At 68.7% G+C, this 19,261-nt stretch carries 15 protein-coding genes; 3 read left to right on the top strand and 12 right to left on the bottom strand.

Annotation, left to right across the window (positions count from 1 at the left end; translation table 11 throughout):
* Window positions 1–52 precede the first annotated feature (52 nt).
* The 6 genes from AC5Y4N_RS04785 to AC5Y4N_RS04760 form a co-directional block, all read right to left on the bottom strand.
* Window positions 53–3,313, bottom strand: a complete 3,261-nt coding sequence (locus AC5Y4N_RS04785) for an arabinosyltransferase domain-containing protein (protein ID WP_499911050.1) — start codon at window positions 3,311–3,313, stop codon at window positions 53–55.
* 54 nt (window positions 3,314–3,367) lie between these two features.
* Window positions 3,368–6,556 carry an arabinosyltransferase domain-containing protein gene (locus AC5Y4N_RS04780; protein WP_499910871.1) on the bottom strand — a complete coding sequence of 1,063 codons (3,189 nt, stop codon included), beginning with the start codon at window positions 6,554–6,556 and terminating at the stop codon, window positions 3,368–3,370.
* 67 nt (window positions 6,557–6,623) lie between these two features.
* Window positions 6,624–8,474, bottom strand: coding sequence for a galactan 5-O-arabinofuranosyltransferase (locus AC5Y4N_RS04775; RefSeq protein WP_499910868.1), 1,851 nt, complete (start codon window positions 8,472–8,474; stop codon window positions 6,624–6,626).
* Entirely contained in the window at window positions 8,475–9,236 is a 762-nt protein-coding gene (dprE2, locus tag AC5Y4N_RS04770; RefSeq protein ID WP_499910864.1) for a decaprenylphospho-beta-D-erythro-pentofuranosid-2-ulose 2-reductase, read from the bottom strand.
* On the bottom strand, window positions 9,237–10,583 hold the full coding sequence (dprE1, locus tag AC5Y4N_RS04765) for a decaprenylphosphoryl-beta-D-ribose oxidase (protein WP_499910862.1): 1,347 nt from the start codon (window positions 10,581–10,583) through the stop codon (window positions 9,237–9,239). It lies immediately after the preceding gene.
* Window positions 10,584–10,621: 38 nt separating this feature from the next.
* Window positions 10,622–10,987: a GtrA family protein gene (locus AC5Y4N_RS04760; protein WP_499911048.1), complete on the bottom strand. Its 366-nt coding sequence runs from the start codon at window positions 10,985–10,987 to the stop codon at window positions 10,622–10,624.
* Window positions 10,988–11,074: 87 nt separating this feature from the next.
* Here AC5Y4N_RS04760 and AC5Y4N_RS04755 point away from each other — a divergent pair, with 87 nt between their 5' ends.
* The 3 genes from AC5Y4N_RS04755 (at window position 11,075) to AC5Y4N_RS04745 (ending at window position 13,629) form a co-directional block, all read left to right on the top strand.
* Window positions 11,075–11,518 (top strand): CBS domain-containing protein, encoded by a 444-nt coding sequence (locus tag AC5Y4N_RS04755; RefSeq protein WP_499910859.1) that lies wholly within the window; start codon window positions 11,075–11,077, stop codon window positions 11,516–11,518.
* A gap of 78 nt (window positions 11,519–11,596) precedes the next feature.
* A complete protein-coding gene (locus AC5Y4N_RS04750) occupies window positions 11,597–12,886 on the top strand; it encodes an ArsB/NhaD family transporter (protein ID WP_499910855.1) in 1,290 nt (429 codons plus the stop codon).
* The gene (locus tag AC5Y4N_RS04745) at window positions 12,883–13,629 is read left to right on the top strand and encodes a phosphotransferase (protein WP_499910853.1); all 747 of its coding nucleotides are present in this window, start codon (window positions 12,883–12,885) and stop codon (window positions 13,627–13,629) included. The genes AC5Y4N_RS04750 and AC5Y4N_RS04745 overlap by 4 nt, the downstream gene beginning before the upstream one ends.
* A gap of 16 nt (window positions 13,630–13,645) precedes the next feature.
* Here AC5Y4N_RS04745 and AC5Y4N_RS04740 read toward each other — a convergent pair whose 3' ends face one another.
* The 6 genes from AC5Y4N_RS04740 to AC5Y4N_RS04715 all read right to left on the bottom strand — a co-directional run bounded on the left by AC5Y4N_RS04740 (window position 13,646) and on the right by AC5Y4N_RS04715 (window position 19,198).
* Window positions 13,646–13,951, bottom strand: a complete 306-nt coding sequence (locus AC5Y4N_RS04740) for a TFIIB-type zinc ribbon-containing protein (protein WP_499910851.1) — start codon at window positions 13,949–13,951, stop codon at window positions 13,646–13,648.
* Between the two features lie 39 nt (window positions 13,952–13,990).
* A complete protein-coding gene (gene wzm, locus AC5Y4N_RS04735; protein ID WP_499910849.1) occupies window positions 13,991–14,821 on the bottom strand; it encodes a galactan export ABC transporter permease subunit Wzm/RfbD in 831 nt (276 codons plus the stop codon).
* Window positions 14,818–15,732, bottom strand: coding sequence for a galactofuranosyltransferase GlfT1 (gene glfT1, locus AC5Y4N_RS04730; RefSeq protein ID WP_499910847.1), 915 nt, complete (start codon window positions 15,730–15,732; stop codon window positions 14,818–14,820). Before glfT1 ends, wzm begins: the two co-directional genes overlap by 4 nt.
* The gene (gene wzt / locus AC5Y4N_RS04725) at window positions 15,729–16,502 is read right to left on the bottom strand and encodes a galactan export ABC transporter ATP-binding subunit Wzt/RfbE (protein WP_499911045.1); all 774 of its coding nucleotides are present in this window, start codon (window positions 16,500–16,502) and stop codon (window positions 15,729–15,731) included. The genes glfT1 and wzt overlap by 4 nt, the downstream gene beginning before the upstream one ends.
* Window positions 16,503–16,567: 65 nt before the next feature.
* Window positions 16,568–17,104, bottom strand: a complete 537-nt coding sequence (locus AC5Y4N_RS04720; RefSeq protein WP_499910845.1) for a bacterial proteasome activator family protein — start codon at window positions 17,102–17,104, stop codon at window positions 16,568–16,570.
* Between the two features lie 135 nt (window positions 17,105–17,239).
* Window positions 17,240–19,198, bottom strand: a complete 1,959-nt coding sequence (locus AC5Y4N_RS04715; protein ID WP_499910843.1) for a DUF6541 family protein — start codon at window positions 19,196–19,198, stop codon at window positions 17,240–17,242.
* Window positions 19,199–19,261: the final 63 nt, after the last annotated feature.

The following is a 19,261-nucleotide window of genomic DNA, read 5'->3' as shown; positions in this document are numbered from 1 at the left end:
GCGTTGGCGAAGACGTCCGACGGGCCGCTCGCGGTGAGAGCGTCAGAACCCGTCACGGCAGCGCCCTGATCGGTCCGACGCGAGTCCACCCGTGCACGATCTCACTTCCCTGCTCGATCACCGCGTCGGGTGCCTGCTCGGCCGGCACCACCCGCTCGTAGCGCTCGATCGCGCCCCAGTCGCGATACCAGTCGTCGCGCAGATAGCTCGGAATCGTCGACGGGCGCAGCAGCGCCTGGGTGAACAGGAACGGGCCGCCGTCCTCGGCGGACTGCCACTGATTCGACGACACGACCATCTGCTTGTGGCTGGGAATGATCCGGTACTGCGGCAACTCGGCGACGCCGAGATGCTCGGAGAACGGCCGCTGGCACGGGAAGTTCGCGGCGGTGGCGATGTCCATCAGCACCGGCGTCTGTGAGCCGAGCAGCTGCTGGGCGGTTTCCAGGATCGGCACTCGCGGCGGGGTGAACGCGAACCACTGATCCGAGCTGAGGTTCGGGTCGTCGGCGACGATGCGGGCCACATTGGCTTCCGGCGGCGCCCAGGCCAGGGGGAATCGCAGGTTACGCCAAGCCTTTTGTGGCGCCGTCTCGGCTGCGGTGACGTCGATCGGTTGGACGATCGACAGCGGCTGGAAGCTGCCGTCGGGCCGGCGCACGCCCCACTGCAGCCGCAGTGACTGGCCGTAGTTGAATGCGCCGTCCTCGTCGTAGGACCAGATCGCGCCGGCCGCGGCGACGGTCACCAGCGGGCGGTCCGGCGTCCGGGGCGGCAGCTGATACCAGACCGAGGTGGCCTTGGCCGCGACGGTGTTCTCCTTGTAGCTGCCCATCACCGGCGTGCGCGCCGGATCGAGGCCGAACGGCAGAAACACCCGCGACCCATTGACCCCGACGGGGCCGTAGCCGCCCTCCGTGCCGGCCAGGTAGCCGACAGCGACGTTGGGCTTGTTCGGCGAGCCGTCGGAGTTCACGGTGCCCGGGTTGGCCGACACCGGCTCCACTGGCTCGAGCTTGTCGCCGACGCCGTTGGGCGTGAACCCGACGGGGTTCGCGCCGCCCAGCGGCCCGTACTGGCCGAACGGCTGGCCCGGAACGGGTTGCAGCAGACCGGCATTCGTGTCAGGTTCGACGAGCACGTCGTCGGCCATCGCGCAGCTGGTCTTCGACAGCCTGGACGCGAGCGCGTCGATGTTGGCCTTGGCGGTGGTGTAGACGGGATAGCGCTGCGCGGCGGCCTTGGCCATGGACCCCACCTCGAGCACCACCATGATGACCGCCACCACCAGCAGCGGCGTCGACGCGAGGATGCGGTTGCGGCGGTTGTCGGCCACCCGGGTGTGCCCGGCGTAGTCCATCCGGAAGTGCAGCCAGCCCGCCAGCAGCCCGGTGGCGATCGCCAGCGCCAAGAACATCGACGTCACCGGATGCCGCGCGATCACCGGCTGCTTGTCGAACCACGGCACCCCGTAGTTGCCCACGTAGAACCAGCCGTTGATGCCAGATGTCGCCCACGCCAGCACGAACAGCAGCGCCGTGACATAAAGGGCGAGGTTACGGCGGCTGTGCAGGCCCAGCCGTGCCACCGCGAACGCGGTCACCGCTCCCAGCGCGCCCGCCAGGCCGGCGAACGCCCCGAACTGCACCGCCCACTTGGTCGGGGTGAACGTCAGCAGCAGCAGTCCGACCGCGGTCGCGCCGATCAGCCGCCACACCGGCCCGCCGGCCAGCCCCGGTACGCCGCCACGGCGCAGCAACACCGCGAGCATCCCGAACAAGCACAGCAGCAGCACCAGCACCGCGAAGCGGCGGGTGAGCGACGAGTCGACGCTGTCTTCGACCGTCAGGAAGTAGTAGCGCAGGAACTCCTGATACCAGGCGATCGTCGGGCCGACCACGTATTTGATGCGGGCCGACTCCGCGACCGTCGCAAGTGTCTGGTCGCGGAACACGATGACCACGATCAGCGCCAGCGATGCGCCCAGCGCAGCGATCGGCGCCAGAAGGCCGTCGGTGACCCGGCGTCGCGCGACGGTCCGCGCGATCTGGCGCGCACCCACCAGCAGCGGTGCGAGTGCGATCAGACCTTGCGGTGCGACCGTCGCCGCCAGCGTCGCGACCACCACGGCCACCGCCGCCGGCCACAGTCGGCGAGTCGCAATCGAGTTCTCCACCAGCATCCAGGTGAGCAGCGTGCCGAACGCGATGATCGGCTCGGGCCGCAGCCCGTTGTTGAACGGCAGCCACGCGGCCAGGAACACCGCGCCTGCCGTCCACACCGCCACGCGGTTGTCGGCCAGCTTGCGCCCGAGCCGCGGCAGCATGCCGCGCGACACGATCAGCCAGCACCCGATGGCCGCCAGGGTCGCAGGCAGCCGCATCCACACGCTGGCGGTGCTGACCGAGGCGAGCTGGCCGAGCACCGACTGGTACCAGTCGAACGGGGCTTCGGTGGTGCCGAAGAACCGGTAGTAGTTGGCGACGTATCCGGCGCTGTGCGACACCCGCGCCATCGTGAGGTTGTAGCCGTCGTCGGACGACGTCGCGCCGATCAGATGCCAGAGGACAAGCGTGCCGACGACGCCGACGTCGGCCAGCCAGATCGCGACGTTGGCCCGCAGCCATCGTCGGAGGTCACCGCGCGGCCGCCGGCCCGAGTAGCGGTCCAGCACGGCCAGCGCGACGATCGCCGCGACCACGCAGAGCACGCCGAGCACCATCACGGCCTGTTTGAGCAGCGTCGGCGACGTGATGAACCGGGTGTCGATGTCCACGCGTGCGCTCAAGCCGGGCTGTGGCGGCACCTTGAGGTCGGTGAAGATGCCGGCGACTTGCGGCTTCATCTCCACCGCAAGCGTTCCCGTCGCTGCGGGGATGCCGACAAAGTCGGCGCCCACCCCGCCGACGTCGGCCCACACGTGCAGCGCGCTGCAGGCGCCGGAGGCCACCGCGGCGCGAGGCGCGACCGCAGCAACGGAGTCGCGGAAGGCCACGACGACGGCGTCGGCGTTGGCCCGCACGAACAACCCGTACTTGGTGGCGTCGGTGCCGCCCGGTGGGATGGTCGAGAACACCAGCCCGCCCGACGGCGGCAGCGTCGCGATCGCCGGGCAGGGGATCGACACGTCCAGTGCCCTTGGCGCCCCGGACACCAGCGCCGCGGTCACGTCGGAGACGTTGCCGCTGGGGTTCTGCGGCCACAGGATTGTCGCGGTGGTCTGCTTGACCGGCAGCAGCGGGACCACTGCGCACAGCAGGATTCCGGCGATGCCCGCGACCACGGCGACCAGCCGCGCGATGCGATGAGCCATCCCGGGACCCTCGCCGCTCCTGTCAGGCACGAGGCCCGATGGTATGCGACGTTCCTAATGCCGCATCGGCGCCGGGCTCCACAGTCCGCTGCGTGTTGCGGAACCGAGATCAAGCCGGGCCGGCGTGGCGTCGGGGTAGTACAGCGTGAGCCGCTGCAGCGACCCCCAGTCGCGCGACCAGTCGTTGTTCAGATAGGTCGCCACGGTGGTCGCCCGCAGCAGCAGCTCGGTGATGCCCAGCGGGCCGCCGCCGAGGTTGTCCATCACCGGCGAGTTCGCCTCCGCGCCGAACCGGTCCGGCAGAATCCGCCACTTCGGGACTTCGGTGACGCCGACGTTGTGGCCGAACGGCCGCTGGCACGGGAACGCCAGCCCCACCAGCCAGTCGAGCAGCACCGGATCCTGCGAGCCGACCACCTGCTGCAGCGTGCGCAGGTGCGCGATCCGGGGCGGAGTCAGCGCGATCCAGTGCTGGGGTGCCAGGTCGTCGTCGGTGGCGGTGAGCCGAATCTGGGTGGCGCTACGCGGGATTGCCGACATCGGCAGCCGCAGGTTGCGCCATGCCGGCGGCGAGCCGACGTCGGCGAAGCCGGCGCTGCCGGCCACCTTGCCGTCGTCACCCGCCCACTGCACCTGCACCTCGCGGGAGTCGAAGCGGCCCGCCGCCGACACCACCAGAAGTGGCCCCGCCTGGTCGCGCGGTGGCAGCCGGTACCAGGCCGATCGCAGCGTCGCGGGCGACTGGATGCCGGACTGGTAGCTGCCCAGCACCGGGGTGCGGGCGGGGTCGAGGTAAAACGGCAGCTGCGCGCGCGAGCCGTTGATTCCGGTGACGGCGGTGGTGCCGCCCTCGGTGCCGGCCTGGCCGTTGGCAGTGCCGGTGGTCGTGTCGACGAACGCGCCCGCGCCGGGCTGCTGCATGACCGGGTCGGCGGACACGTTCGACGGGACGCCGTTGGGCGTGAAGCCTCTGGAGTTCTCGGCGCCGAGCCCGTCGGCGACGGGCACGCCGGTGGGCGTCAGCATGCCCGCGTTCGGATCCTGTTCCACCATCACGTCGTTGGCGAGCCCGCAGGTCTTGCCGAACAGGGCTTCGATGTTGGACCGCCCGACCGTCCACGCCGGGTACTGGCCGATCATTGCCGCGGTCAGCGAGAACACCTCGAACGCCACCAGCAGCCAGGTCGCAATTGCCAACGGAGACTGGATGATTCGGCTCAGCCGCGGCCAGCGGCCGTCGGGCTGCGCGATGTCGTGACTCGAGAAGTGAAACCATGCAGCCACCAGCAGCACCACGACGGTGACCGCCAGCAGCAGTGTGGTGAAACCGAACCCGGCCTCGGGGAACGCATTCGACCACGGCACACCGAAATTGGAGACGTACCAGTAGCCGTTGACGCTCGCGAACGACAGCGCGGTCACGAACAGCACCAGCGCGGCGAAGACCGCCCGGTTGCGCCGCGACTTCATCACCGCAGCTGTCACCGCGACGGCGGCCAGCGCGCCCAGCGAGCCGGCCAGCCCGGCGAACACCCCGAAGTGGTGCGTCCACTTGGTGGGCGTGAACATCATCGCGATGAACGAGATCACCGTGATGCCGATGATCCGCATGCTCGGTCCGGCGGCGGTGCCCGGGATGCGGCCCTTGCGCAATGCCATCGCGATGGCCACGGCGAGCGCGACCAACAGCGCGAGCACAGCGAATCGGCGCGCGATCGACCCGTCGGGTGTGGCCATGAACAGCCGCTCGTAGCGGATGTGCTCGTCGAACCAGGACAGGCTCGGCCCGACCGCAGACTTCAGCGCGTTGGCCTGCACTTCGCCCATGAATGTCTGGTCGCGGAAGATGAGGATCACCGTCACGGTGCAGGCCGCGACGATCGGCGCCAGCAGCGCGGTGTAGCCGAAGCGGGCCGAACGGCGGTGCAGGATCGTGCGCAGCGGCCCGATGGCCACCAGCAGCGCGCCGATCGACGCGATGCCCGTGGGTCCGGAGAACAGCGTCAGCGCGCCGATGACGCAGGCCACCGCCAGTGGAAGCAGCCGGTTGGTGGCCACCGCCCGCTCCACCGAGCACCAGGTCAGCAGGATGCCCAGCGCGATGATCGGCTCGGGCCGCAGCCCGTTGTTCAGCGGCAGCCAGAACGCCAGGAACATGCCGGCCGCGGTCCACGCCGCCGCCCGGTAGATCTTGACCGCGTGGCCCAGGCGGGGGATCACTTCGCGGCTGATCAGCCACCAGCACGTCAGCGCCATCAGCAGCGTGGGCAGCCGCACCCAGACGCTGGCCGTCGAGACGTTCGACCACAGCGCCAGCAGGTCGTAGTACCAGCCGAACGGCGCCTCCGGCGTGCCGAACCAGCGGTAGTAGTTCGCCATGTAGCCGGCGTTCTCCGACACCCGCGCCATCGTCAGGATGTAGCCGTCGTCGGCGGTGTTGGCGCCGACGAAGTGCCACCACACCAGCACCGCGGCCACCACGCCGTCCAACGGGGTCAGCGACCACCACCGCGACGGCAGGAAGCGGCGGTGCCGCATGCCGTCCGAGGTGTCCAACACGTGCAGCGCGATCAGCGACGCCGCGGTCAACAGGACACCGAGGATCATCGCCAGCAGCTTGACCAGGGTCGGGGCGCTGCTGTAGCGGGTGTCGATCGTCGCGGAAAAACTGAGCCCCGGCGGCGCCGGTCCGGACAGGTCGGTGAACACGCCGACGATCTGCGGGCGGAAGTCGTAGCCGGTGCGCTCGCCTCGCAGGGGGGCGCCGGGGTCGTCGCTGTCGGGGCCGTTGACCAGGCCGACGAACTCGCCGGTGACCTTGTCGGCGTGGGCGGTGAACGTCAACTTCTGGCAGGCCGGGCTGAGCACCTGGCTCAGCGGCGCGGTGACGACGGGCGTGTTGCGGACGATCAGCAGCAGGTTGTCGCCGACCCGCTGGATCAGCAGTCCGCGGTCGACGGCCTTCGGCGCTTGCTTGGGCACCGTGGACAGCAGCACGGTTTTCGTCGGGTCCGTGAGCCCGGCGGCCGCCCGGCAGGGCACCGTGATCTCGAGGTCGGTCGCAACGTAGGAGATCAGCGGCGCGGTCACCGACGAGAAGACGCCGTTCTGCGGCCAGTTCAGCTGCGCGGTGGTTTGCTTGACCGGCAGCAGCGGAGTGGCCAGCGCCAGCAGGGCGCCCAGCAGGCCGGCGACAATGGCAACGGTGCGGGCGGTTCGGTAGTCACCCGCGCCGCCTGCCACGGGGGTAGATGCTAATCCGCGATTTCGGCGCGCAACACGACGGTCACCGCACGTAAGCGCGCCGAAATCACCATCTGCGGATCGCCAGCACGAAGGGGCCGATCGTCGTCACCTCGAAACGAGGGTCTTTGAACAGCGCGGCGTCCAGCGCCACCTGGTAGCGCTTGACATTGGGTTGGTTCGGGTAGACGTCGGCGGCCAGCCGCAGCGTGTACGTCTCGTCGGCGCCGTGGCGCATCAAGAACACGGTGGGCGGCTTCCACGGCAGCGCGTCCAGGGCGGCGACGAACTGCTCAGCGGTCTTGAGGTCGGCCCAGCTTTCGATCGCGGCGGCCCGTTTGTCGAACTGCGCCAACGGGTTTGCGTAGTGCGACGTCAATCCCTGGAATCCCCAGTACGGGTAGAACGACAGGAAGCTGTAGTCGGCGGTCAGCACGACCACCTCGTCGCGCGGCTTGCCGGTCACCTCCCGGATCTTCGCGTCGATCTGTGGGTAGTAGGTCGCGGCACCGGGCGGCCGGCGGTCGGCGCGGTGACCGTCGCCGTCGGTGTCGGTGTAGGCGACGACGAGGTCAGGCTCGAGCACGTTGGGGATGTCCTGGCTGAAACCCAGCGCCCCGACGGCGCCCAGCACACCGGCGGCCGCCACCACCCGGCGGCCGGTGGGCGGTTGGGACCGGCGGGCCAGCGCGAGCGCGCCCTCGACAAACCCGAACGCGCCGGCCGCGGCCAGCAGCACGGCCAGCGTCGGCTGCAGACGGAAGGACAGCAGCGTAGTGCGCAGCAGTGTCGTCAGCATCGACAGCAGCGACCACGCGTACACGGCGAGCACGCCGATCCCCAGCGCCGCCGCCCGCGTCGACGACCCCGCGCGCACCGCCAGCCAGATCGTGCCGATCAGGCACAGCCCGCCCAGCAGCGTGAACTGCAGCATCGGGAACGACAGCTGCGCGCCGTCGGCGGGCAGATAGTGCTGCGCGGTTCCAGAGCCCGCCGGTGAGCCGCCGATCGCCGCCAGCAGGTAGGGCAGCCAGCCGATCAGCGCGATCGCCCCGGCGATCACCGCGATCACCCCCACCCTCAGCAACGGATCCCAGCGCCGGCGGGTGGCGGCCACCGCGGCCATGATCGCGATGGTGAACGCGGTGTAGGCCACCAGCAGCGTGTAGAACAGCGCCGCGACACCGAGGAACGCGCCGACGCCCACCACCGCCGCCCAACCGCCGTTGCGCTCGCCGCCCCGCAGCCCCGACCATGCCAGCACCAGGACCGGCGGCAGCAGCACGGTGATGATCGCGGCGTACGGCTCGGCGGGCGAGTACGCCAGCGTCACCGCCGCGGTAGCCGCCGATACGACCAGCGCCACCTCGAAGCGAATCAACGCAGACCACAACACGAATGCGACGACGATCGCGATCGTGATCGACGTGACGGCCCACGGCTTGAACATCTCCCAGGCCGGCGTCCCGGTGAACGCGGCGGCCCGGCCGCCGAGCCAGAACCACCCCGGCGGGTAGTAGGGCGGCAGCCCGAAGTACGTCATGTCGCGCAGCGCCGCGGTGTCGGTGAGCCGCGTCAGGTATTCGGTGCGGAACTGCTGGTCGACGGAGATGCCGAACAGATACAGCTTGGTGGCGCCGAGCGGCATCCCCAGCGTCACCACGCTGAACGCGGCCAAAGACACCAGCGCCGCGCCGTGGGCGATCAGCCGCCGACCCCGCCGCCACAACCAACCGGCCACCAAAACGCCTGTCAGGCAAGCGAATTGACCGACTGTGGTCAGCGCGTGCAGCTGGTTCGACGAGTTGTAGGCCGGCCACTCGACCTGGGCGATCGCCGTCAGCGCGACCGCGGCCACCACGACAGCGACCGCGGCCGCGATCAGCATCCGGCCGAGAGTGCCGAGCGCTGTGCGCATCTAGATGGGCAGTTTCCGGAAGATCGGCCGGGGAATGTGGCGCAGCACCATCATCACGTAGCGGAACGCCGGCGGCGCCCACACTAGTTCCTTGCCCTTGGCTGCGGCCCGCACCGCCAGCTCGGCGACCTCTTCCTTGTCGACGGTCAGCGGCGCTTCCTTGATGTGCGCGCTCATCCGCGTGCGCACTTGACCCGGACGGATCACCAGGACGCGAACTCCGTACTCGCGCAACGCCTCCCCGAGGCCGAGGTAGAAGCCGTCCAGGCCGGCTTTCGTCGAGCCGTACACGAAGTTGGACCGGCGGACCCGCTCGGCGGCGACCGTGCTCATCGCGATGATCTGCCCGAAGCCCTGCGCGCGCATCTTCTCGCCCAGCAGCACACCCACCGACACCGCCGCCGTGTAGTTGACTTCGGCGATCTGCACGGCCTTGCGCTGGTTCTGCCACAACTCCTCGGCGTCGCCGAGCAATCCGAAGGCGACGATCGCCACGTCGACGTCACCCTTGGCCCACGCCTGCTCGATCACCTTCGGGTGGCTGGCGGTGTCCATCGCGTCGAAGTCGATGACCTCGACCTCGCGGGCGCCCGCGGCCTTCATCTGCGCGACGGCGCCGTCGCGGCCCGGGTCGTCGGGCAGGCAAGCCAGGATTATTCGCGCGGCGGCCGTGCGCAGGTAGCGCTCACAGATCGCCAGCCCGATCTCCGACGTGCCGCCCAACAGCAAGATGGTCTGCGGATTACCCACGGCGTCAAGCATTTACAGCAGCTCCAAGCGTCGAGCCATGTCGGATGCGAACACTCCGTGCGGATCGGCCTTGCGGCGCAGCGCAATCCACTCGTCGATCCGCGGATACATGGCGTGGAAGGTCTCGGCGGTGGTGCGCGAATCCTTGGCCGTGTAGACGCGTCCGCCGAATTCGAGCACACGCTGGTCGAGCTCGTCGAGCAGCTCACCGACCCCGGGCTTGATCGGAAAGTCGACGCACACGTTCCAACCGGCCATCGGAAAGCTCAGCGGCGCTTGGTTTCCCGGGCCGAACAGCTTGAACACGTTGAGAAACGAATAGTGTCCGGACGACTGGATCCGATACAGGATGCTCTTGAACTCTTCCACCGCCTGCGTCGGCACCACGAACTGGTACTGAGCGAAGCCGGCTTTCCCGTAGGCGCGGTTCCATTCCCCGAACATGTCCAGTGGGTGGTAGAACTGCGTCAAGTTCTGGATCTTGCCGCGGTAGGTGCCGGATTTGCGGTACCACAGCTCGCCGATGGGCACGAACGTGTACTTGTTCGCCAAGCCGTTCGGGAAGATGTCGGGAAACGTCAGTAGTTGCGGCGCATCGAATTTCAGCGGGTCGCGTTGCAGCTTGGCAGGCAGCTGCTCCAGCCGGGCCAGCGAGCCCCGCGACACCGCGGCCCGGCCCAGCTTCGGGGGTGGGCTGATCGCGTCGAACCAGGCGCTGGAGTACGTGTAGTTGGCTTCGCTGCCGTCGCTGTGCAGGGCGATGGTCTCGTCCAGGCCGGCGGTCACGTCGCCGTCGGCGATGAAATACGCCGTCTCCGTCGGTGTCATCTCGATCGTGGCGCGCAAGATGATGCCGGTCAGCCCGTTGCCGCCCACGGTCGCCCAGAAAAGTTCCGACTCCGGGGTGAGCCGTTGAACGTCGCCGTCGGCGGTCAGCAGGTCCAGTGAGCGGACGTGGTTGCCGAAGCTGCCGGCGCTGTGGTGGTTCTTGCCGTGGATGTCGCAGGCGATCGCGCCGCCGACCGTGACTTGGCGCGTGCCCGGCAGCACCGGCACCCACAGCCCGAACGGCAGCGCGGCCCGCATCAGCTGGTCGAGGTTCACGCCTGCGTCCACGTCGACCAGCCGGGTGTCGGCGCTGATCGAATGGATCCGGTTCAGCGCGGTCATGTCGATCACCAGGCCGCCGCCGTTCTGTGCGTTGTCGCCGTAGCTGCGGCCCAGCCCGCGGGCGATCACACCGCGCGGGCCGGCCTGCGCCACCGCCTTGGCGATCTCCTCAGGATCCGGCGTGGACAGCACCTGCGCGACCGTCGGCGCGGTGCGGCCCCACCCGGTCAGCCGCTTCGTGGTCAACATCGCCGGTCAGCCTACCGCCGGGCGCTCCCGCCGAGCGCTCAGCGCATCCGGAAGATCACCGCGCGCTGCACGATGAAGTTGATGACCGTTGCGGTGCCCTGCGCGATCACGTAGCCGACGGGCACCGCCCAGGTGCGGTAGTCGAACAGCTCGAGGCACAGGTGGTTGAGCCCCACCTGGACGACGAAGGTGAGCCCGTACAGCACCATCACCGCCACGAAGCGGGCCGTGCTCGGTGGCGCCTGGAACGTCCAGCGCCGGTTGATGAGATAGGCGGTGATGGTGCCCGCGATGAAACCGATCGCCTTCGACAGATCGGGCTGCATCCCGAACCCCTTGTACAGCAGCACGTAAAGACCGAAGTCGACGATCCCGGAGAACCCGCCGGTGATGACGAAACGCAGCACCTGCGTCTTCAGCGGAAGCGTCGACGGCATCAAGGGCTCGGCCACTCGGGCAGCTTAGACGGCTGTCCGACGTATCGTGCACGTGTGCATGCTGGCGATATCGCCGAAGACTTCCCGGTGGTGGGCATCGATTCGCCGGCTCTGGACGCCGCCCAGATGCTGGCACAGCATCGGCTGCCCGGGGTCGTCGTCACCGACCCCTCCGGGCGCCCGTACGCGGTGCTGCCGGCATCGCAAGTGGTGCGATTCGTCGTGCCGAAGTACGTCCAGGACGACCCGTCGCTGGCCGGGGTTCTCGACGAGTCGATGTCCGACCGATGCGCTGAGCGGCTGGCCGGCAAGAAGGTTCGCGACGTGCTGCCCGAACATCTGCTCGATGTGCCGTCGGCCGACGCCGGAGACACCCTGATCGAAGTCGCCGCAGTGATGGCGCGGCACCGCAGCCCGTTACTGGCCGTCGTGAAGGACGGCGAATTGCACGGCGTGATCACCGCATCGCGTCTGCTCGCTGCTGCGCTGGGCTGCTGAACACCCGATTGATAGGGTTTGCCCTGGTGTGCCGGGAAGCCTGGTCGGCGTCTGTCACTCATGGCCAGGAGCAACCCGATGACTGTCGTCGCGATCACGGTGTTCGTGATCGCTTACGCGCTGATCGCCAGCGATCGCGTCAACAAGGCGGTCGTGGCGTTGACGGGCGCGGCGATCGTGGCCGCGTTGGGCGTGGTGCGATCCGACGACGTGTTCTTCTCCCGCCAGACCGGCGTCGACTGGGACGTCATCTTCTTGCTGGTGGGCATGATGGTGATCGTCTCGGTGCTGCGCCAGACCGGCGTGTTCGAATACATCGCGATCTGGGCGACCAAGCGCGCCAAGGGATCTCCGCTGCGCGTCATGATCCTGCTGGTGCTCGCCACCGCATTCGCCTCGGCGCTGTTGGACAACGTGACGACTGTGCTGCTGGTTGCGCCGGTCACGCTGCTCGTGTGCGACCGGCTCGACGTGCCCGCGGGGCCGTTCTTGATGGCCGAGGTGTTCGCGTCCAACATCGGCGGTGCAGCCACCCTCGTCGGCGACCCGCCGAACATCATCATCGCCAGCCGGGCTGGCTTGTCGTTCAACGACTTTCTCGTTCACATGGCGCCCGTGGTGCTGGTCGTGCTGCTCGTGTTCGTCGCCATGTTGCCGTGGCTGTTTCGGGGTTCGTTCGACATCGACCCGGCGCGGGTGGCCGACGTGATGTCACTGCAACAACGCGAAGCGATCCGCGATCCCGCACTGCTGGTCAAGTGCGTGGTGGTGCTGGCGGCGGTGTTCGCGGCGTTCATAGCGCATTCCGCGCTGCACATCGCCCCGTCGATCGTCGCGCTGCTGGGCGCCGGCGTTCTGGTCCTGATCACCCGGTTGGACAAATCCGACTACACCTCGGCCCTCGAGTGGGAGACTCTGCTGTTCTTCGCAGGCCTGTTCATCATGGTCGGCGCGCTGGTGAAGACCGGCGTCGTGGACCAGTTGGCGCGCTGGGCCACGCACGCAACCGGTGGCAACGCTTTGGTGACCGCGATGCTGATTCTCGTTGTGTCGGCGCCGGTTTCGGGAGTCGTCGACAACATTCCTTATGTCGCGACGATGACGCCGATCGTGGCTGAGCTGGCATCTGCCATGGCCGGAGACACGCACCAGAACGCGCTGTGGTGGTCGCTGGCGCTGGGTGCCGACTTCGGCGGCAACCTCACCGCCATCGGAGCGAGCGCCAACGTCGTCATGCTGGGCATCGCCCGGCGCTCCGACAGCCCGATCTCGTTCTGGGAGTTCACCCGCAAGGGCATCGCCGTCACTGCGATGTCGATTTCGATTGCCGCGCTGTATCTTTGGCTGCGTTACTTCGTGCTGACATGACGGCCGCCGACATCCTCTTCGACGGCGACGTGGTCACGAAACTGCACCGGCCCGGCACGGATCCGCACGCGTTGGCGCTACGGCTGCAGATCGCCGCTCGCCTGGACTGCCTGCTGTCACCGCTCACCATCGAGCCCGAGCGGGCGGGCGCCCGCTGGCGCACCCGATGGCCGCGTGTCACCACCGTCGCGGCCGATCCGGCGCAAGCGCCCTGGGCCGACGCTGCACGGCTGCTGGCTCGGCTGCACTCAGCGAGGCTGCGCGGGCCGGAACGTCGGCTGCGGCACGGCGGGACACTCCGGTTGCGTCGGGCACTGGACGCACTGCCCGACACGGCGGCTGCCGCCGCGATCCACCGCGCCGCCGCAGGCCTGCCGGACAGCATCTGGCATCCAGCGGTCAAGACACTCGTGCACGGCGATTGGCACCTTGGCCAGCTAGGACGGCGTAACGCCACGTGGTTGCTGATCGACGTCGACGACCTGGGCGTCGGTGACCCAGCCTGGGACGTGGCCCGGCCCGCCGGGTTCTGGGCCGCCGGGCTGCTGCCCGACGCAGCTTGGCCCGGGTTCCTCGACGCTTACCGGCAGGCCGGGGGTCCGGCGCTGCCCTCGGCACTCGCTGACCCGTGGCCGGTGCTGGATCCGTTCGCCCGAGCAGTAGTGATCATGGCTGCCGCCCAGCTCACAGACGACGAGGCCGGCGCGCTGCTGCTCGAAGCGTGCGCCCGGATGATTCGCTGACGGCCGGCGCCGTGTCCTAGCTGGAGAAGAACAACCGGCCGAAACCGCCCTTGCGGTAGCGATGACCGCCGCGGTAGCCCCAATCAGGCCCGTAGCCATAGGACTGCTGTACGGGAGGCGGGGGAGGCGGTGCCGCCGCGAAGCGGTTCTCCAGCTGCGTCAGCGCCTCGAGCTCACCGAAATCCAGGAAGATGCCGCGGCAGGTGTCGCACTGCTCCAGGTGAATCCCTTTGCGCTCATAAGTCCGCATGGTGCCTTGGCACTTCGGGCAGCGCATGTCGTCGGGCTGGGCGGACGGCGGTTGATACGGCGGAACACTCATGTCTGCTCAACGCTCGGGGACGCGGGGAAGATCCCGGCCTCACACCCAGTACGGCACCCGGCTGCGGTACTGCTTCATCGCCAGCACCGCCAGCACCCAACCGATCGCGGTCAGCGCCAACACCACCAGCCAGTGCCGCACCTGCTGGTCGCCGCCGAGCAGCGGCGTCCGCACGATGTCGAGATAGTGGTACAGCGGATTCAGCTCGACCACCCACCGCCACTGGCCGGCGCCCTGCGCTTGCAGGGTCTGGTCGGTCCAGATGATCGGCGTGAGGAAGAACAGCAGCTGCACGATGCTGTTCAGCAGCGGCCCGATGTCGCGGAACCGCGTGCCCAGGATGCCGAACACCAGACACACCCAAATGCAATTCAGCGCAATGATTCCCAGTGCCGGGATCACCGACAGGTCTGTCCACTTCCACGGCTTCGGATAGATCACCGCGATGATCACGTAGATCACGATGTTGTGGGCGAACAGCAGCGCCTGGCGCCACACCAGCCGGTAGACGTGCACGCTCAGCGACGTCGGCAACTGCTTGATCAACCCCTCGTTGGCGATGAAGACCTCGGCGCCTTCGAGGATCGACGCGCTGATCAGGCCCCAGACGATCAGCCCCAGCGTCACGTACGGCAGATGCTCGGCCAGTTCCAAACCGAACAACTTCGAATACAGCACGCCCATCGCCACGGCGCTGGTGCCGGTGGCGATCGTGATCCAGATCGGGCCCAACACCGAGCGGCGGTAGCGCTGCTTGATGTCCTGCCACCCCAGGTGCAGCCACAACTGCCGATGAGCGAAGCCGTCGGCCAGGTCGGCGAACGCGCGCCGGAACGTCTTGGAGTCGGCAGCGTCGTCGGTGATCGTCACGGCGCCTCCTGCGGTCGGCCGAACTTCTCGGAACGCCCCAACCGGCGCAGCCGCAACCACTCGGCCAGCCCGCGCGGGTCGCGCCGGGACACCAGGAAAAACCAGGCGAACCGCAGCCACTCCTGCGGCAGTAGCCGGCGCAGCCCGGGCTGCCACAGCAGATAGCCGCGGTTGCGGTACGTGAAGAACCGCTTGCGCGGATCGTCGGGGTACTGGGTGTGCATGCGGCCACCGAGGATCGGCTTGAACTCCTCGGCGCCGTTGGGGTGCAGATACACCGCGTCCAGGCAGGTGCCGAACGGCAGACCGCTGCGCACCAGCCGCCGGTGGATCTCCACCTCGTCGCCGCGCATGAAAAAGCGCAGGTCCGGGACACCCACCACCTCCAACGTGGATGCGCGGAACAGCGCGCCGTTGAACAGCGACACGATGCCGGGTAAGAGGTCGTTGCTGCCGTCGCGCAGCTCGCTCACGTGCCGGCGCCACACCAGCCCACGCCGCAGGGGGAACGCCATCCGCGACGGGTCGTCGATGTCGCACACCATCGGCGACACCTCGGCCAGCTGGTGCTTCTGCGCGCAGGCCATCAGCGTGGCCAGCACGTCGGGGCTCTGTGGCCGGCCGTCGTCGTCGGCGCACCAGATCCACTCCGCGCCGAGCGCCAACGCGTGCAGCATGCCCAGCGCGAACCCCCCTGCGCCACCGAGGTTTCGGCGTGATCGCAGATATGTCGACGGGATGGGCTGGCCGGCGACGAGGTCCCGCACGCGCTGGTCGCTGCCATCGGAGAAGTCATTGTCGACGACCACGAGATGGTCCGGACGACGGCTCTGCTGCGCCAGTGCGTCCAGCGACTTCGCCAACTCGTCGGGACGCCGGTGGGTGACGACGACGGCGCAGACGTCGGTCATTCGGTCTCGGCCAGAATCTCGCGCACGTGCCGCGCGGCATCTTCGCCCTCGTACGCGCGTACCACTTCTTCGATGCCGCCCATCATCTTGATCGAGCCATGGTCGATCCAGATCGCGGTCTTGCACAGCCGGGCCAAGAATTCGGTCGAGTGGCTGGCGAACACCAGGATTCCGGAGCGCTCGACGAGGCTCTGCAGCCGCACTTGCGCCTTCTTCAAGAACTCGGCGTCCACGGCGCCGATGCCCTCGTCCAGCAGCAGAATCTCCGGGTCGATGCTGGTCACCACGCCCATTGCCAGGCGCACTCGCATGCCGGTCGAGTAAGTGCGCAGCGGCATCGACAGGTATTCGCCCAACTCGGTGAACTCGGCGATCTCGTCGACTTTCGACTGCATCTTCTTGCGGGTCTCCCCGAGAAACAGCCCGCGGATGATGATGTTCTCGTAGCCGGAGATCTCGGGGTCCATCCCGACTCCGAGGTCGAAAACCGGTGCGACACGGCCCTTTACGACGGCCTTGCCGCGGGTGGGTTCGTAGATGCCGGACAGCAGCCGCAGCAGCGTCGACTTGCCCGCGCCGTTGTGGCCCACCAGGCCGACGCGGTCACCGGTGTTCAGCGACAGGGTGATGTCGCGCAGCGCCTCGACCACCACCACATTGGACGTATTGCGCCCGATCGTGCCGCCGGCCTTACCCAGGAACGTCTTCTTCAGCGACCGCGACTTGGCGTCGAAGATCGGAAATTCGACCCAGGCCCCATCGGTGCGGATGCTGACGTCGTGCGCGGGAGGCGCGGTTGAATCGGTCAGCGACACGCTCTTCCCCACGGCCTCGGCTACAGGTACTGCCCCGTGCCGGAGTGGCCGTGGCCACCGGGCTGCTGATGCCCCGGCACACTGATGCCCGGCGGCAGCGCACCCTGGCGCATGTGCTCCAGCTGCGCGCGGGCGGCCATCTGCTGGGCGAACAGGGCGGTCTGAATGCCGTGGAACAGCCCTTCCAGCCAGCCGACCAGCTGCGCCTGGGCGATCCGCAGTTCGGCGTCTGACGGGGTGGAGTCCTCGCTGAACGGAAGCGACAACCGCTCCAGCTCCTCGCGCAGCTCAGGCGCAAGCCCGTCCTCGAGTTCGCGGATGCTGGTCGCGTGGATCTCGCGCAGCCGGTTGCGGCTGGCGTCGTCCAGCGGCGCGGCGCGGACCTCCTCGAGCAGCTGCTTGATCATCGTGCCGATCCGCATCACCTTCGCGGGCTGCTCCACCAGATCGGTCACCGACCGCCCGTTGGAGTCATCTCGCGAGCCGTTGTCGTCGTCGCGGCGGCCGTTGATGATCTCGATGTTGTCGTCGTCGGTGCTCGTGCTCACCGTCGTCACCTCTTCTCGTCAGCTTGCGGCCGGAGTCACCCGGTTGGGCCCGCACCGCTCGATGGATCCGGCGCGCTCAGCATCTCCCGACAGTAGTCTCCTGGCTCGCGCGCACTCACCAGTGCGTACCCGGCGACCCGTACCCTAACCTTGGCCGCCACGCCACTCGTAGATGCGGGCGCCGCCGTTGTCGTAGATCTTGGCCCACGAGCGCGACTTGTCCAGTGACGCAAGGCCATCGGGGACGACGAACTCGCGGACCACCGGAGTGCTGGTCAGGACGTAGCGGATGTTGAGGGCGCGCACCGCTTCGGCGACCCGCGGATCGGTGTCCGCGTCGTCGGCGAAGGCCCATACGACGAAGCGGTGGTAGCCGGGGCCCTGCTGCACCGGGTAGTCGTAGTGGGTCCACAGGGGATGCAGCCCGGCCACCGCATACATCCACGCCGTGCCGTCGGTGTTGCCGTCGGCGATCAGCGTGTCGCGGGCGCCGGGCAGCGTCGCCAGGTACGCCATCGCCTCGAGGTCCTTGTGGTCGATCATCACCGAGTCGTACTTCTGGCCGAACAGGTACTCGTGGCGGGGCAAGTAGGCACATCCGTACCCCACGCTGACCGCAAGCACCACCGCCGCGGTGACGCCGTACCAGCCGGCGTCGGTCAGCCGGAGCCGGTGCCCGCCCAGCCGCCGAAGCTGCGCGATCGCCGCCACCGCGACGGTCACCAGCGCGATCCCGGCCCACGGCGCGAGCAGCAGGGTGATCACCGCGAACAGCCGCCGCGGGTCGCTGTAGAACAGGTCGCTGAACTTGCCGAGTACTACGCCCAGCGGTGTGCCGAACGGCGCCGACGAGTACACGATTGCGGCCACCAGCAGCAGCCACACCGCCAGCGGCCACCAGATCTTGCGCATCAGCAGCACTGCTGCGCCCACCGCGACCAGCGCCATCAGCGCCCACTGGATCGGGAAGTCGTTGAGATGGCGGGTGTGGCCCACGACTGCGTCGAACAGCGCCCGCTTCTTGCCTAGATGGGTGACGAACGCGTGCCCGACGATGATGTCGGCCTGCTTGAGGATCCCGCTGAACTGCGGCAGCAGCAGCAGCGCCGCGGGCACCGCGACGGCCAGCAGTGTTACCAGGTCGGGCACGCGCCCGCGCACCGGACGCCACAGGCCGTCGACCGCCCACCACGCCGCGACGAACAGCGCCGCCACCACGCCTCCGGTGGTGTGCACTGAGAACACGCCAAGCAGCGCCAGCACCGCGACCGGGATCCGGTCGCGGTGCCGCAGCGTGGACACCACCAACACCATCGTCGGCGCGGCCAGGCCGTAGGCGGTGAGGTTGGGCATCGCCGCGGTGTCGAACTCGATGTAGGGCAGCGCGGTGAAGGAGGCCGACATCACGGCCGCCGCGGCGGCACATCCGGCCGTGCGCCACAGCGCGGTGCGGGAGCGCAGAAGCTGCCAGGTCAACACCGCGGCGCTGACCGGGAACAGCCATACCGCCGCCGCCACGGAGCTGACGGTGTAGGCGGTGGTCGGCGCGGCGCCGGTCAGCTGACTCAGCACCGCGGCCAGCGCATGAAACGCCGAGGGGTAGTACAGCTGGGCGTGGGTCTCGACGTTGCGCAGCTCGCCCATGTGCGTCGGCGACGCCTGGCCGGTGTCGAGGATGTAGCGGATCTCGTTGGCGTGCCACACCGCATCCCAGGTGCTCGGCACCGACTGCCAATGGGGCAACCCCACCGCGGCCGCATAGCAGATCAGAGCCACGCCCACGAGCACGCCGCCCGCCACCAGCAGCACGGGCCGGCCGGATGGGGCCAGCGCCTCCGCGTCGCGGTCGCGATAACGGCCCAGCGCCAGCCGCAAGCCCGCGACGATTGCGGTCACCGCCGCCATAGCAAACAAGGCCGTCCAGGCGTTCCACGGCCACCCGATGGCGCCGAACGGAACGATCGCCAGCCCCACGACACCGTAGGTCAGCGCCGGAGCAGTTGCGACCGCGATCGGTACGGGTAGCCGGGCGGCCAAACCGACCACTGTCCCGGGCACTATCAGCAACAACAGCGCTGGTAGCACTCCGAGGGCCAAGCTCACTGGACTAGTATGGCTGGCCAGGTGACCCGGTCCGTCAGCCCTGGATGTGCCCGGGCGCCGCCG

Source organism: Mycobacterium sp. NGS19, from assembly GCF_059813155.1.
Note: the sequence above shows the minus strand (reverse complement) of the source record. Positions and strands in the feature narration are given on the sequence as shown.

Coding starts and splice junctions, on each gene's coding strand:
- AC5Y4N_RS04785 (WP_499911050.1), bottom strand. CDS start 3,313: ATGGCTCATCGCATCGCGCGGCTGGTCGCCGTGGTCGCGGGCATCGCC.
- AC5Y4N_RS04775 (WP_499910868.1), bottom strand. CDS start 8,474: ATGCGCACAGCGCTCGGCACTCTCGGCCGGATGCTGATCGCGGCCGCG.
- dprE2 (WP_499910864.1), bottom strand. CDS start 9,236: ATGCTTGACGCCGTGGGTAATCCGCAGACCATCTTGCTGTTGGGCGGC.
- dprE1 (WP_499910862.1), bottom strand. CDS start 10,583: ATGTTGACCACGAAGCGGCTGACCGGGTGGGGCCGCACCGCGCCGACG.
- AC5Y4N_RS04750 (WP_499910855.1), top strand. CDS start 11,597: ATGACTGTCGTCGCGATCACGGTGTTCGTGATCGCTTACGCGCTGATC.
- AC5Y4N_RS04745 (WP_499910853.1), top strand. CDS start 12,883: ATGACGGCCGCCGACATCCTCTTCGACGGCGACGTGGTCACGAAACTG.
- AC5Y4N_RS04740 (WP_499910851.1), bottom strand. CDS start 13,951: ATGAGTGTTCCGCCGTATCAACCGCCGTCCGCCCAGCCCGACGACATG.
- glfT1 (WP_499910847.1), bottom strand. CDS start 15,732: ATGACCGACGTCTGCGCCGTCGTCGTCACCCACCGGCGTCCCGACGAG.